The organism is Aliivibrio sp. S2TY2, assembly GCF_028765525.1.
Taxonomy (GTDB): domain Bacteria; phylum Pseudomonadota; class Gammaproteobacteria; order Enterobacterales; family Vibrionaceae; genus Aliivibrio; species Aliivibrio finisterrensis_A.
Genome location: NZ_JARACS010000013.1, coordinates 93,635 through 108,892, shown reverse-complemented (window position 1 = coordinate 108,892; position 15,258 = coordinate 93,635). Strand labels below are relative to the sequence as shown.

The following is a 15,258-nucleotide window of genomic DNA, read 5'->3' as shown; positions in this document are numbered from 1 at the left end:
GACTCAATGATTAATACTGATTTGTTACATAAATAAATTTGTGTAGCCACTCAGTTCATTGATAGTTGCTTACCCATAAATGGATAATGCTATTTTGACTATCAATCCATAAGTGTCCACACAGATTGCTAAGGTCTAATTATTAAAGAGCTCAAAGCTAAGTTTTCACTTTGCTTTGCGTGAAGTGTCATCTAAATTACTAAAAGTAAGCTGCAAGCAACTTTTGAAGACTCCGTTCGCGTCAATGTTTCACTTCTTGCTGTACATAACCATTATTAGAAATGGTTTATTGTGACAACGGGAGCGGATTATAGACTTTTAATAACGAGTTGCAAGGCCTTTTTAAACATAAAAAATCGAATGATTAAAAAACAAGCAATAACCTCACTTAAGACCACTTTTATTGTTCCCACTCTTTCCTCATTCTCTTTATTACACTCTCAGGGACATTATGAATACTTTTAAATTGTCCTTTACACACTTCTATATGTAATTCGGCATTATACTTCTTAGCTATCTTTCTATATGCATCCATTTCCCATTGTTTCACAAAAGTATTCGCAACCACCACGCTTTTTCCATGATATAAATTAAATTCACACTGCGACTGACACCATTGATGAGCTGAACTTAATAAAGTACCGTCAAAACAATATAAACCTTCCTCATTAACAAAAAACTGATCCGCTTCAAGATGCACCAATCCCAACGTTTGCGCTAACGTTGATTTACCACTTCCAGGTAAGCCTCTTAGTAAGCGTAACTCGAGTTTCTCCATCATTTAGTCTGCCCTTTCATTAAGTTCTCTTTTACAAATTCAGTAAACACTTTTAAACGCGAAGGCATATATTTATTCTGAGCATATTGCATGGCTATTACGCCATGGTAATTCCCTTTGATTTTCCAATCAGAAAGTACAGGGACAACATCTTTATTTTCCAATGCATCTTTAATCACAAAATCAGGGAAAATACCGATCCCAAAGCCATCTTTAACACCATTTAATCTCATTTGTGAATGATTGACAGCATAGCGCCCAGTAACAGCGATAACATGACTTTCTTCAGCTTTAACAAATTCCCAGATATGATCCGTTGTCGTTTCACCTAAATACAAACAGTCATGATGAATAAGATCGTGTGGGTTGGTTGGCAATCCTCTCTTCTCTATATAAGAAGGACTCGCACATAAACTAAGGTTAACTTTACCGATCTCTTTCATGATCAGTCCTTCGGTCGGCTTGTCAGTTAAGCGAAAAACCACATCAATGCCTTGAGCTATCATATCAATATCGCCATCTGACGCTCTTAGCTTAAGTTGGATTTTAGGGTACTTAGTCAAAAAAGGCGTAACGAGCGGTTGAAGCACAATAGTTAAAAATGCCTTTGGTGCTGCCACCGTTAAACTTCCAGATGGAACGATATGTTCAGAACTAGAGATATCAATCGCTTGCTGTGCAGCTTCCACCATAATGACGGATTGCTGATATATTTTTTTACCCGATTCAGTAATCAATAAACTGCGGGTTGTACGCTCAAAGAGTTTAACTGATAACGCATTTTCTAATCGAGTAATTAATTTACTCAATGCAGATGGAGTAACACCTAGCTTCTTTGCTGCTGCAGTAAAGCTCCCTTCATTAACAACAACGATAAATGTGGCTAAATCCGGTAATAATGTAATGAGTTTATTTGTGACCATGATTCACTAATGCTTTTCCATTTTTAGGGATAATAGTCGTAATTGATTTGAATTAGAATCTATTTATCATAACTAAAAGAAGGGAACACAATGTCTTCTGCATTCTACACACAAATACAAAACCAAATTGAAGAAGTAAAAAACGAAGGTCTATATAAATCAGAACGTATTATTACTTCAGCTCAAAAAGCATCAGTTTCTATTTCTACTGGCCAAGAAGTACTGAATTTCTGTGCAAATAACTACTTAGGTTTAGCTAATCACCCTGCTCTTATTGAAGCTGCAAAAGATGGAATGGATGAGCATGGCTTTGGTATGGCATCAGTTCGTTTCATTTGTGGTACTCAAGACTCACATAAAGTACTGGAAGAGAAACTATCTACTTTCTTAGGTAAAGAAGACACCATTCTTTACACATCATGTTTTGATGCAAACGCGGGTTTATTTGAAACGATTTTAGGTGCAGAAGATGCAATCATCTCTGATGCTTTAAACCACGCATCAATCATTGATGGTGTCCGCCTTTGTAAAGCAATGCGTTTCCGTTACGCAAATAACAATATGGCTGAATTAGAAGAACAATTAATCGCAGCAAAAGAAGCCGGTGCGCGTCATACACTTATCGTTACGGATGGTGTGTTCTCAATGGACGGCGTAGTTGCTAATCTTCCTGCTATCTGTGACTTAGCTGATAAGTACGAAGCACTTGTTATGGTTGATGACTCTCACGCAGTTGGCTTTATGGGTGAAAACGGTGCTGGTACTCATGAGCATCACGACGTTATTGATCGCATCGATATCATTACTGGTACGCTAGGTAAAGCAATGGGTGGTGCATCAGGCGGTTATACTTCTGGCAAAAAAGAAGTGATTGATTGGTTACGTCAACGTTCTCGTCCGTACCTATTCTCGAACTCTGTTGCTCCTGCGATTGTTTCTGCTTCTATTCGCGTTCTTGATTTACTGGCTGAGTCTGGTGATTTACGTACAAGCCTATGGGAAAACTCTGCTCATTTCCGTACTCGTATGGAAGCTGCTGGTTTCACAATGGGTGGTGCTGACCACGCCATCATCCCAATCATGCTTGGTGACGCAAAAGTCGCTGTTGAGTTCGCAGAGCGTGCATTAGAAAAAGGCATTTACGTTGTTGCTTTCTCTTTCCCAGTAGTGCCTAAAGGCCAAGCTCGTATTCGTACACAAATGTCAGCGGCTCATTCTCGTGAGCAGTTAGATCGCGCAATTGATGCCTTTATCCAAGTGGGTAAAGACATGGAGATCATCAAATAATGAAAATTAAAGCACTTTCAAAACTAAAACCTGAAGAAGGCATCTGGATGACCGAGGTTGAGAAACCTGAAATGGGTCATAACGATCTTCTTATCCGCATTAAGAAAACCGCAATTTGTGGTACTGATGTACATATCTACAACTGGGATGAATGGTCACAAAAAACCATTCCTGTTCCTATGGTTGTAGGCCACGAATACGTAGGTGAAGTGGTTGGTATTGGCCAAGAAGTCCGTGGTTTTAGCATTGGCGACCGTGTTTCTGGTGAAGGTCACATCACTTGCGGTCATTGCCGTAACTGTCGTGGCGGTCGCACGCACTTGTGCCGTAATACAACAGGTGTAGGTGTTAACCGTACTGGTGCATTCTCTGAATTCTTAGTGATTCCTGCATTCAATGCATTTAAGATCCCTGCTGGAATTTCTGATGACCTAGCATCTATCTTCGACCCATTTGGTAACGCGGTTCACACTGCTCTATCATTTGACTTAGTAGGTGAAGACGTTCTTATCACAGGTGCTGGTCCAATTGGCATCATGGCTGCTGCAGTTGCTAAACACGTTGGTGCTCGTCACGTTGTAATTACTGATGTAAACGAATACCGCTTAGATCTTGCTAAAAAGATGGGCGTAACACGTGCAGTAAACGTAATGAACGAGAAGCTTGAAGACGTAATGTCAGATCTTGGCATGACAGAAGGCTTTGATGTTGGTTTAGAAATGTCTGGCGTTCCATCGGCATTCAACAGCATGCTAACTAACATGAACCATGGCGGTAAAATATCTCTATTAGGTATTCCACCATCAGACATGGCGGTAGATTGGAACCAAGTGATCTTTAAAGGCTTGGTAATTAAAGGCATCTATGGTCGAGAAATGTTTGAAACGTGGTACAAGATGGCAAGCTTGATCCAATCAGGTTTAGATCTAACCCCAATCATTACTCATCACTACAAAATTGACGACTTCCAAGCAGGCTTTGATATGATGCGCTCTGGTATGTCAGGTAAAGTTATTCTAGATTGGGAATAATCATTCTCATTTAAAATGAACTATAATAAGGCTAAACTTCGGTTTGGCCTTTTTTATATTTCCTATTTAAGAAGATAGTATGCACGAATCAGACATCAATGGTTATCATGTTCACGTTTATTTCGATCAAACAAGTATCGATTTTGCTGTTAGTTTAACAGAACAGCTGCATGAAAAATTTGGATACCAATTAGGAAAAGTGAATCAAAAACCTGTCGGACCTCATCCAGTTTGGAGTCGACAAGTTTCTTTCAAGCATCATGATTATGATGAAGTAATAGTATGGCTAGAAGAAAATAGAAATCAATTATCGGTGTTAGTCCATCCGTTAACTGAAGATGAATATCTTGATCATACTAGCTCTGCTGTGTGGTTAGGTTTACCACTAGAGCTAGATCTTAGTATATTCACAAAAAAATAAAAAAAGAACAAAGATACATGCTGATAAGTTAGGATTAAACTTTAATGGCGTGACCAACAAGTTAGTTCAAATGGCCTCAACACTCTATTGAGGCCATTTATTTTTAAACAGTTAATCTAAAAGTAATGTTAACGGTATTTATAATCAATCCATCCATTTGTGAATTTCCACTGATTACCATTTGACCAATATACTTCTGACTGTTGCGTACATTGATTTCCACTATTTACAAAACCAACACCATAGAAATCAGTTTTATTAATAGCACACAAGACTTGCCCGTTATTCGTTACCACTCGTTCACCTTTTTTCTCTGGAGAATATAGAGATAACCATTCAAATTCATTGATAGAAGAGGCAACATTCACTTTATCGCCACTTGGTAAGCGATAAGAGATCTCCTCTCCACCAGTACAACGATATTGTGTATCATCTACCGCTTCAACATAGCCATGCAACGTTGTTGAACCCATTTCTGTTGTGTATTCAAAACGACACAGATACGGATCATCACCATGGATCGGCATTTTCGCTAACATCATACGCTCTTGATTATTAAGGTTATCTGGCGCGAATTGATCTGAATGAGTAAACCAACCTTGTGGCATATCAGAGAATGTCATGAAATAATCATCAAGCAGATACATGTGTGATTCACTGCGGTGCTTACGTTTACCATGACTTATGCCAGCATAGTGATACTCAGTGTTTTCTTCTTTATAGAATCCATTGATGTTATCGTCCATGTAAGGCATATCACCCTTACGGATGTGGTAGTTTGCAACCACTGTCATTAATGGCTGCCAACCGTTACCACCATTTGCAAAACTGGTGTTGTGGCTATAAGATTTACCATCAAAACCGTGACCAAATTCATGCGCAATAATACCCCATTGACCGTAGTAGTGGCTATAGAACATCCATGAATCCACCCCCGTGATAGCCGCAGATCCTAGTCCGCCTCCCATTGCTGTAATGCCAACATTAACAAATGGACGCTTTAACATACTATTGTAATAATGCTTATAGTCTTCATCTGTAAAGTAACCACCCGGTTGATCCACAGGTCCCGCATACGCATGCATGTTGTAGCCCATGATATCTTCAAAATTAAACCATACATGTTTAAATTCACCTGACGAGACAAGGTGGGCAAAGTTAGTCATGATAATCAACCATTCACGAGCATATAAGCCATTCATATCACGCCACTTATGATCGGCAGTGCCTGCGAATCGAATTTCCCACGTTGGTTTTAAACGAGATAATTTTTGTGCAAACTCATCTGAACTAGAGCTAAAACGATGTTCAAAAAGATCTTTTACTTCAATATCACTCGAAAATAGATCAGAAAGATCAAATACACCATCACCATTAGCGCTATTAAATTGGTAATTTGAACTGAACGCAGATAACGGTAAAACAATTTGTGCATAAGCAGGAATACGATCAATCGTCCCAAGCTTAAACCACTTGTCTACACCATTTAATTTTAACTCAGAAGATATATCGCGTAACTCTTGAGCCGCATAGTTTGTAATTTGAACAGTATTATTATCTAGTAATTTAGTTTGAACTAATGAGTTAATGTTAACCGAACGCAACTCTCGGTTCATTAAAACATCATGCGCTTCATCATTAGTTAAAATCTGAGTTACTGATGTCGGCATTAATTGTTCAAATTTAATCGTATTTTGATCAATGCTATCACCAGATATAAATGTAATTTCATTATTCAATAAATGATTAATTGAAATTTTCTCATTCGTGGCAGTTACCATTTCATTATTTGAAAAATGAATATCTTTCAAACTAGAAATCGCTTTACCATCTAATGCATTGATCGTTCTTTTTGGTTCACCAAGCTCAAAATTATTTTGAATAAAGGCATCAACATCATGCCATTCAATACGATTATTAAAGCTAACTACTAACGTATTATTCTCTACGTCTATTTTTTGTACGTTAATTGACACTACTTTTTCAGCGGCTAAATTAACACCATCAACTAATGCTTGCTCTACTTTCGTTAAATCATAAATAAAGTAACCACGATCCGCCGTAGAAACAATAAGATGCTCACCAATTGTGTGCATTTGCACTTTACGATTACTGTATTTTCCTTCAAAAGCCAGGAAACCTGCACGCTTAGCATAATTAGGATTATCAAGTGTTAAATCTTTTTGGCGATACACCGATATACGAGTTTGTGCATCAGTTACAAAAACATAATCTTTTGTTGCCGCCGAAGCTTGTGCATGAATAAGTCCGTTTGAACCCGACCATGAACCAGTGCCAGATCCTAAAGAAACGACCAATTCATTATTGTTTTCTAAATCAAAAATATCAACACGGTTTGAAGAAAGAGAAGAAACATATAAACGCCCGTCAGTAATGGAGATTTCATTAATACGATTATATGCTTGGTACCCACGCGGGGTATCAACTCCCTCAATGCGACCAATCACTTCTTTAGTATTAACATCTAAAATAGTAACAAATGCTGGGTTCGTATCTTGAGTTACAAACAGTTTATCTTGGTAACGCTCAACTGCCGTAATTGCTAAAGTTTCAACACCCAATTGCTCAGCTGTAATAAATGAACCATTACTAAAGTACTGTTGAGTAGTTTCAAAATTATTTACTTTACAAGATGTTGTTTCAAGGGCTACATGAGTTGCGCCATTTACATCAACAGTACCATCTGGGTAATATTCCATTAAGCAGCCGTTGCCGTAATCGTAGTTACCAAAGTGCTTATTAACGACAACCATTCCGCCTTCATACCATGTTAATTCCCAGTCGTCATCAATGAAATCGAACACATTACGGAATGCGGTTTCATCAAGGAAAGGCCTAGGCATGTCAAAGAAAATATAGTTGTCATCAGTGATGTAGTATTTCTCTCCATTCACTTCAATTTTTCGCTTACCATTTTCAATAATGACATTATTTGTATCTGATGCATAAACTTGTAATTCATCAATTTTATTTACAATGTTTTGATGTATCGCTTCAGAAGTCGATTTAAAGTAGGTTTGCTCTACATCATTATTTGTAGCAATAGCGTTTGCTGATAATAGCGATGTTATTACAGCCGGTAAAAATTTAATTTTCATAACACTCTCGATAAAAGTAATCATTTCACAAATGAATATGACAGAACTTTAATAGAACGTATGTAGATATACCAGCTCACACATGTGACCTTCACCCAACAAATAGCGCTTTGAGTGATGAATTATTTTAATCGTTATAATGAAAATAATTAATAACTCTGGATTGAATTAAATATTACAAATCAATAATTTATCATGAAACAGCACTCACAAGGGCGAGAGTACCTGTGAACGTGTATTGAACAGACAAGAACGCTTACAGCAGTAATAGATAGATAGATAGATAGATAGATAGATAGATAGATAGATAGATAGAATTGAAAGTAGTAACAGGTGATCATAAGAAGTTCACTTATAACCACCCTGAAAAATGTTTAGAGCTCTAGTTGCCCACCACATTAAAAAAGAATAACCATTTCTGCTTGTCACTACATACTGTCACACTGCAACGTAAAATTCGGGTTTACTTTGCTTTATAAATTGAAAATTCCTTTGCCAATTTATACTCAGACCATGCGGTTTCACCCATAGCTTCAAGATAGGCTTGTTTTGCTGCAATAAACGCGTTTTTATCACTCATTGTTTTCGTTGAGAATATTTTAAATTTATAGCTGCTTCGCGGTGTTTGTCCAACAATGCCTTTATAGATAGTTTCATCTTCTACTACTTTAACAACGACACCAATAACACCAGATGAGGGGTGAGAAGCTTTAAAATACTTACCCTTTGCCGATTCAGCTTTACGCTCATTTTTATAATGAGCCCAATTATAATTAGCCTTCATTAACGCGACTTTTCGCAATACATGCGTAGGATGGGTACAAGCTATAAATTTGTGCAAATGAATGGTAGATCCGGTTTTCACAAATTCTTTCTTTACCACGAAATTAGACTTATCTTCCGCTTCAATCATGAGTATTTGCTTTGGTTTTCTTTTGAATTCAAACCAAGTATCTTTAAATTCAGCTTGGCAACCATCCATTGCTTTCTGAATTAATTGATCACAAATTTCACGCATTTCAAATTTAGATAATGGTGTTGTTGTTAATGTTTTACTTGGTATAAAACTTTTAATATCTGCATCTTTTGTTTTTAAGTAAGTATCTAATACCTCACCTATTGCATTTAATTCCGCAAGAAATGCACCAAGATCATCAAAATTAACGTTATATAAACTGCGAGAAAAATTATGTGAGCGGTAGCATGATTTGCTTTCATGTCGTTCAAAATGGCTATTAACGTAAGGAGTACCATTAACCATTGACAATTTTAATTGAATATTTGGATGTAGACCTTTAAATGCAGATTTAGCAGTAAACGTTTTTACCTTACGAGCCGCGTCTGCTGTTTCATATTCATCTTGCTCAACAAGTTCAGCAATTGACCACGCCGCTTCAATAATCGCCTCTGAACGTGCATCTACGTCATCTTCTTCATTATCAAAATCAGCGTAATAAGCTTTACTATAATAAGGTTGTCCTTTACGAGCGAATCGAACTTGTGCAAATTCCATGCGACGACGTTTAGTTGATTGCCCATCATTCCAATTTATTCCAATAGGGATCCAATATTCAGTCCCCGCTATATCTACTGGCTTAACTCTTAATAACAAATTTTCTTCGATATATGTCTTTTTGCCACGTACGACAAGAAAAGTACTGTAATCCAGTCGGGGAGATAAGGGATGGTACATAGTAAAGCCTCTGAACACATTGGAATAAACAAATCACACTAAATAAAAAGACTTGAAGAAAGCGCTTTTTATTACATTGTTATCTGTTTTTTATTATATCACCGTTTTAATTACTAATTCAATTCACTTATAACAATATAAAAAAAGGCATAAAAATGATCTTATGCCCTTCCCCTTTATTATATTTAAGAAGTTAGCTTAGAACGTATTACGTTATATATCCCCTCACCACTTTCTAATTCAATAGGAGACCCCATCAGTAATTCAATCGATTCACTTACGTGCTTTACAGCCCAAATTGTAAAAGTTCCTTTTTCTATCGCTTGAGTTACTTCACTGTTTAACATTAAGTTTTGAATATTAGATTGAGGAATAATCACACCTTGATTAGGCTGTAATCCTTTGATTTTACAGACTTGATAAAAACCCTCAATTTTTTCATTCACTCCACCAATTGGCTGTGCTTCACCAAACTGATTCATAGAGCCTGTAATTGCAATATCTTGACGAATTGGTTTTTCAGAAAAAGCAGAGATAATAGAACAAAACTCAGCCATTGATGCGCTGTCACCATCAACACCACCATAAGACTGCTCAAATGCAAGGCAAGTTTTTAATGGGATTCTTTTTTCATTGCCAAATAATGAAGATAAGTAAGCACTAAGAATAAACACTCCTTTTGAGTGAATACTTCCACCAAGCTCTACTTTTCTTTCAATATCAAAAACTTCACCTTTGCCAAAAGAGGTTGTTGCCGTGATTCTATTTGGCATACCGAATTGATGATTTGATGTCGATAAGACAGATAATGCATTGACCTGCCCAACAACTCCTCCATTCGTTTCCATTAAAGTAGTACCATTAATAAAGCTTTGCATTACCCCGTATTGTACTCGATTCACTCGATGTTCTTTATTCGCTAATGCTTGTTCTACATGCTTTAAACGGATCATATTTGAATTAGCTGTCTTCGCTATATAGTTGGTTTCTTTTAATAAATTAGAAATATCAGCAGAATGTAGAGAAAGTCGATTCTGATCCCCAGCTTGACGAGAGCTGTATTCTATAATTCGTTCTATTGCCTTTTTATCACATTGCAGCATTTTTCCATCATGAACAATACTTGAAATAAACTGAGCATAATGAAACTCCGAAGCCTCAGTTCTTGGCATATCGTCTTCAAAGTCTGCAGTCACTTTAAACAATTCACTAAATTCTGAATCATAATGCTGAAGTAGTTGGTAAGTTTGATAATCACCAAATAAAATTATTTTTACATTGAGCGGAATAGGCTCTGGCTCTAAAGAAACCGTACCAGAAAGTGTCACTTCTTTTTCAAGAGAACTCAGGTTTAAGTTTTGAGAGCGTAACGCCCGTTTTAACCCATCCCAAACATACGGTCTCTCAAGCACTTTCACTGCATCCATAAGCAATACACCCCCATTTGCTTTATGGAGACTCCCAGCTCGAATTAAAGAATAATCCGTAAAGACCGTTCCTTTAAATGTTGCATTTTCGATATAGCCAAACAAATTATGATAACTCGGGCTCTCTTCTACAATGAGTGGAAACTGTTCATCTTTTTGGCTAACAAGTAAATTAATCTGATATCTTCTTGGTAATTTTTTCTCTAGCGATGCATACGCTAACTCAGCATCTTCTTTGCCTTCTTGAAGGAACACATCAAAATTTTCTAATATGTCTTTTTCCATCTCTTTAAGATGTTGGGCAATAATTTTTGATTCATTATATTTACTTTTAATTGCTTCAAAGTTAACCGTTAATACTTGAGAAACAACATCTTCATTGAGCTTTTCAATCTTATCGGAATATTTGTCTTCCCACTCAGTCAATTGACGAACAAGGCTCCGTAATTTAATTTCTAACTCATCAATAATAGACTCAAGCTGACGTTGCTCTTGCCTATCTAACGCATCAAACGTTTCTTCTGTATGAAGTTCCTCACCGTTCATTGCGATAAATTGATAATCACCTTGTGTAGTCACTGCAAGGCTAATCCCTTTGCTTTTTGCTTCTTTGGTTAATGTACCAAGCAAAGATTCTTGTTTATCAACCAATTGATTCTTTAATGTTCCGGTTCTGGTGTAATAAAGTTCATTATCAAAAGCTAATGGGATCGCTTTTACCAATTTTAAGGTTATCTTTTCAATTTCTTTTTTAAAGCTTAACCCAGTTCCAATCGGTAATTTTAGTACTTTAGGGGTTCGAGTATCATCAAAATTAGTAACATAACACCAATCATATACTCCATTACCCGCTGGGTTATGACGTTTAAGATAGCGTAATACCATGGTGCGTTTACCAAGGCCATTTTGACCGACAGCGTAAATATTATAGCCCCGATCGGGAATAGACATCGCAAACTCAACGGCTTGTTGCGCTCTGTCTTGCCCTACAATTTCATCAATGGGTGTAATATATTTTGTTGATTTACAAGTATTTTCATCAAGACTTGCTGAACGATACACTTGCTTATGCGTGAGAGGTAAAGTTGACATAAGGCGACCTCTTATTTTGTTATAGTTCTCATCAGTATAGATTGAAAAAAATAACAATTAAGTGACCTAGAGTTAAATATTTGAAAAATTTATGGTTTTCACCAAGCGAGGCGATTAAAAATGAGATGAAATTATCACTATTACAAAACGCCAGATACGACAAAGCACGCCACTAAGCGCTTATTTTTCAATAAATTTGAATTTTAAAACAGAAACAATCTCTTGAGGATGATAAAAAGAGATTGGAGCGTACAGCGGGAATCGAACCCGCATCATCAGCTTGGAAGGCTGAGGTAATAGCCATTATACGATGTACGCACATCGTTGGAACGAGATAGATAATGCCACACTGAGCGCTGAGGTAAAGTTCTTTTTTCATTTCAACAAGTTAAACGGTGGATATTTGTTCAAATAACAATAAAAATCGAAGCTAGATCACAAAAAACCTATTCAAAAACTTATGCTGCTTTTGAATAGGGCTCTTTAAACCCTTTATATTTTTCTTTACGAGCAAAGCTGCCCTTTCCTTTTTTGGCTTTCATTACCCTTGTTGTAAATAATTGACTTGTAACAACGGCTTTTAAAGCATTATCTCTAATCGTGCCTCTGCCATGCTCATATTCAGAAGCTGGCATCCCTTCTTTTCTATTCTTTTTCATAGCGTCTCGTTCTCTTTTATCTGTATAAATACCGAGCACATTCTCTTTTCTTTTACCTTTTAAGTCAAATTTGTTACTAATTTCTACTTTATCCTATTTGTTTTATTCATTTTGCTTTAGAATCCTTTCGCCTAAGCAAACGATTAACTCGATAATTCTTAGGCTCTTATTTCTTTTTCTGGTGGGAGCAGCAAATGACAACTTTAACAATTACTCGTCCTGATGATTGGCATTTACACTTACGTGATGGTGATGTATTAACTGACACTGTACGTGATTCTGGCCGTTATAATGGCCGCGCATTAATTATGCCAAACCTAGTTCCACCAGTAACAACGACTGAGCAAGCGCTTAGCTACCGTGACCGCATTCAAGCAGTAAACCCATCTGATACTTTTGCTCCAATTATGTCTTTATACTTAACTGAAAAGACCACATCAGATGAGATCCGCAAAGCGAAAGCAACGGGCCATATTGTTGCCGCTAAACTTTATCCAGCTGGCGCAACAACCAATTCAGATTCTGGGGTAAGTGACGTTAGCAAGGTTTACCCTGTATTAAAAACCATGCAAGAAGAAGGTATGCTTTTACTTATTCATGGAGAAGTAACAACACACGACGTTGATATTTTTGACCGTGAAAAAACCTTTCTTGATACTGTTCTTGCGCCTATCGTTAATGATTTCCCTGAGCTAAAAATTGTTCTTGAGCACATCACAACAAAAGATGCGGCAGACTTTGTTAAAAATGCAGGCCCTAACGTAGCGGCAACAATTACAGCTCACCATTTATTGTTCAACCGCAATCATATGTTAGTGGGTGGTATTAAGCCTCACTTCTACTGCTTACCAATTTTGAAGCGTAATACGCACCAGCAAGCTTTAGTTGAAGCAGCAACAAGCGGTAACCCTAAATTCTTTATTGGTACTGACTCTGCACCACACGCGAAAGACAAAAAAGAAGCGGCGTGCGGCTGTGCTGGCTCTTATACCGCGCATGCCTCAATTGAATTATATGCTGAAGTATTTGAGAACGAAGGTAAATTAGAAAACCTTGAGGCATTTGCAAGCTTCAACGGTCCTGATTTTTACAACCTTCCTCGCAACACTGACTCGATTACTCTTGTAAAAGAAGCGTGGATCGCTCCTGAAACAATGACGTTTGGTGATGACTTTGTTGTGCCAATTCGCGCTGGTGAAGCAATCGAATGGCTAGTTAAATAATTAAAATCTATTTAATTAAATAAAAATGGGATGCTAATTGGCATCCCATTTTTGTATCCAATTGAATCTAGAGGCTGTTTCTATGGCACACCGTGGCCTTTTGACTCAACCCATACGCGATACCATTGTTCACGAGTTAAATTTATATCCATTGCATCAACAGCCGCTTGCACACGTTCAATTTTACCAGAACCAATAATAGGTAGGGGCTTTGACGGTAACTTACGCACCCAAGCATAAATCACTTGGTCAATACTTTTCGCTCCAACTTCTTCTCTTAACTCTTCAAGTACATTTCGGACACGAATCGCTTGCTCTGACTGACCAGAGAAAAGCTCTCCTCCCGCCAAACATGACCATGCCATAGGCTTAATACGATTCATCTGTAATTGGTCAAGCGTACCATCATGCGCCACTTCAAAATTAAGCGGGTTGATTTCAACTTGATTAGTCACTAATGGTTTATCCAGGCGTGATTGCAATAAATCAAAATGGCTTGGCGTGAAATTAGACACCCCAAAATGTTTAACCTTACCCTCTTTCTGGAGTTGATTAAACGTATCAGCTACTTCATCTGCATCCATTAATACATCTAAACGGTGGATCAAAAGTACATCAATTTCAGAAATATTAAGGCGAGAAAGTGAATTATTTACTGAGTTAACAATATGTTCTTTTGAGGTATCGTAATGATTAATTTTTCTATTTGGAAAATCTGAAGTACATAAATTAATATCACACTTAGTGATAATCTCTATTTGATCACGTACAGAAGGTTCTAAAGATAAAGCTTCGCCAAACAAATGTTCACATTGGTAACCACCATAGATATCGGCGTGATCAACGGTTGTAATACCCAAATCAATGTGTTGCTTTAAGAAAGTTAACCGTTGTTGTGGCGTCATACCCCAATCACCAAGTCGCCAGTAACCCTGAACAAGTTCAGAGAATTCTGGACCTTGTGGTGCTATTGTTGTTTTATTAATCATCGTATTCTCCATAGTCTTTTTTTATAGTAAAAGGCAACCCACGGAGTTACAGTGATGGAGGTCTTAAATTCAACATAATGAGTGAATAATAGTATTAGATACTGCCGTTATATTAGCAGCCTTATCAGTTGACAACCCTTACAGGACGACACCCCAATTAAAGGTAATTTATTTCCTCTCCAGTATTGCACTCCACATACTGTAAAAGTAGAATCGATAAACATTATTAAAGTAAGGTTTATGCCAGTATGATAAAGCGCCAATTCTACGCCTTATTACTTACATTCATTTCATTTAGTTCTGTTGCTAATATTGTAGCAACCCCTGAAAATGAAGATATTTGTCAGCAAAAATACGTTAAAGAAGTATTTGATAAACAAGTACAATACAGTAACTCTCAAAATAGCCCTCAGGTAAGACGTACTGCAGAGCGTCATATTGATCGTGCACGTGAAGTATACGGTGAGACAAGTAGTTTTTGCGCTGCACTAAACTATTTACAAAACGAAACATCAAATGGATTACAAGAAGATTTTCAACGCGCTAAAACTGGTGAATCTCAATTCAAATAACAAATAAACAAAGCATGAATTTAACCCTCATGCTTTGTTTTCAT

Annotated in this window: 12 protein-coding genes and 1 tRNA gene; 5 read left to right on the top strand and 8 right to left on the bottom strand. The window is 37.1% G+C overall.

What is annotated here, in order from left to right; genetic code table 11:
- Window positions 1-400: 400 nt before the first annotated feature.
- Entirely contained in the window at window positions 401-778 is a 378-nt protein-coding gene (locus tag PVK63_RS16750; protein WP_130088341.1) for an ATP-binding protein, read from the bottom strand.
- Entirely contained in the window at window positions 778-1,701 is a 924-nt protein-coding gene (locus PVK63_RS16745; RefSeq protein WP_130088340.1) for a LysR family transcriptional regulator, read from the bottom strand. The genes PVK63_RS16750 and PVK63_RS16745 overlap by 1 nt, the downstream gene beginning before the upstream one ends.
- A gap of 90 nt (window positions 1,702-1,791) precedes the next feature.
- Here PVK63_RS16745 and PVK63_RS16740 point away from each other — a divergent pair, with 90 nt between their 5' ends.
- From PVK63_RS16740 to PVK63_RS16730, 3 genes are all read left to right on the top strand, one after another.
- Window positions 1,792-2,988 carry a glycine C-acetyltransferase gene (locus PVK63_RS16740; protein WP_130088339.1) on the top strand — a complete coding sequence of 399 codons (1,197 nt, stop codon included), beginning with the start codon at window positions 1,792-1,794 and terminating at the stop codon, window positions 2,986-2,988.
- Window positions 2,988-4,019 carry an L-threonine 3-dehydrogenase gene (gene tdh, locus PVK63_RS16735; protein ID WP_072054914.1) on the top strand — a complete coding sequence of 344 codons (1,032 nt, stop codon included), beginning with the start codon at window positions 2,988-2,990 and terminating at the stop codon, window positions 4,017-4,019. Before PVK63_RS16740 ends, tdh begins: the two co-directional genes overlap by 1 nt.
- A gap of 79 nt (window positions 4,020-4,098) precedes the next feature.
- Entirely contained in the window at window positions 4,099-4,440 is a 342-nt protein-coding gene (locus tag PVK63_RS16730) for a DOPA 4,5-dioxygenase family protein (RefSeq protein WP_130088338.1), read from the top strand.
- A gap of 128 nt (window positions 4,441-4,568) precedes the next feature.
- Here PVK63_RS16730 and PVK63_RS16725 read toward each other — a convergent pair whose 3' ends face one another.
- The 5 genes from PVK63_RS16725 to PVK63_RS16705 all read right to left on the bottom strand — a co-directional run bounded on the left by PVK63_RS16725 (window position 4,569) and on the right by PVK63_RS16705 (window position 12,430).
- Window positions 4,569-7,559, bottom strand: coding sequence for a YncE family protein (locus PVK63_RS16725; protein ID WP_130088337.1), 2,991 nt, complete (start codon window positions 7,557-7,559; stop codon window positions 4,569-4,571).
- A 463-nt stretch (window positions 7,560-8,022) separates the two neighbouring features.
- On the bottom strand, window positions 8,023-9,252 hold the full coding sequence (locus PVK63_RS16720) for a hypothetical protein (RefSeq protein ID WP_130088336.1): 1,230 nt from the start codon (window positions 9,250-9,252) through the stop codon (window positions 8,023-8,025).
- 185 nt (window positions 9,253-9,437) lie between these two features.
- Window positions 9,438-11,771 (bottom strand): Lon protease family protein, encoded by a 2,334-nt coding sequence (locus PVK63_RS16715; protein WP_130088335.1) that lies wholly within the window; start codon window positions 11,769-11,771, stop codon window positions 9,438-9,440.
- A 243-nt stretch (window positions 11,772-12,014) separates the two neighbouring features.
- Window positions 12,015-12,089, bottom strand: a tRNA-Gly gene (locus PVK63_RS16710).
- Window positions 12,090-12,229: 140 nt separating this feature from the next.
- Window positions 12,230-12,430, bottom strand: a complete 201-nt coding sequence (locus PVK63_RS16705; RefSeq protein ID WP_130088334.1) for a ribosome alternative rescue factor ArfA — start codon at window positions 12,428-12,430, stop codon at window positions 12,230-12,232.
- 194 nt (window positions 12,431-12,624) lie between these two features.
- Between PVK63_RS16705 and pyrC the strand changes: the two genes are divergently transcribed.
- Entirely contained in the window at window positions 12,625-13,653 is a 1,029-nt protein-coding gene (gene pyrC, locus PVK63_RS16700) for a dihydroorotase (RefSeq protein ID WP_130049020.1), read from the top strand.
- A gap of 80 nt (window positions 13,654-13,733) precedes the next feature.
- Here the strand turns inward: pyrC and PVK63_RS16695 are convergent, their stop codons facing one another.
- Entirely contained in the window at window positions 13,734-14,642 is a 909-nt protein-coding gene (locus tag PVK63_RS16695; protein ID WP_130088333.1) for an aldo/keto reductase, read from the bottom strand.
- A gap of 248 nt (window positions 14,643-14,890) precedes the next feature.
- Here PVK63_RS16695 and PVK63_RS16690 point away from each other — a divergent pair, with 248 nt between their 5' ends.
- Window positions 14,891-15,214: a hypothetical protein gene (locus PVK63_RS16690; RefSeq protein ID WP_130049018.1), complete on the top strand. Its 324-nt coding sequence runs from the start codon at window positions 14,891-14,893 to the stop codon at window positions 15,212-15,214.
- The last annotated feature ends 44 nt before the right edge of the window (window positions 15,215-15,258 follow it).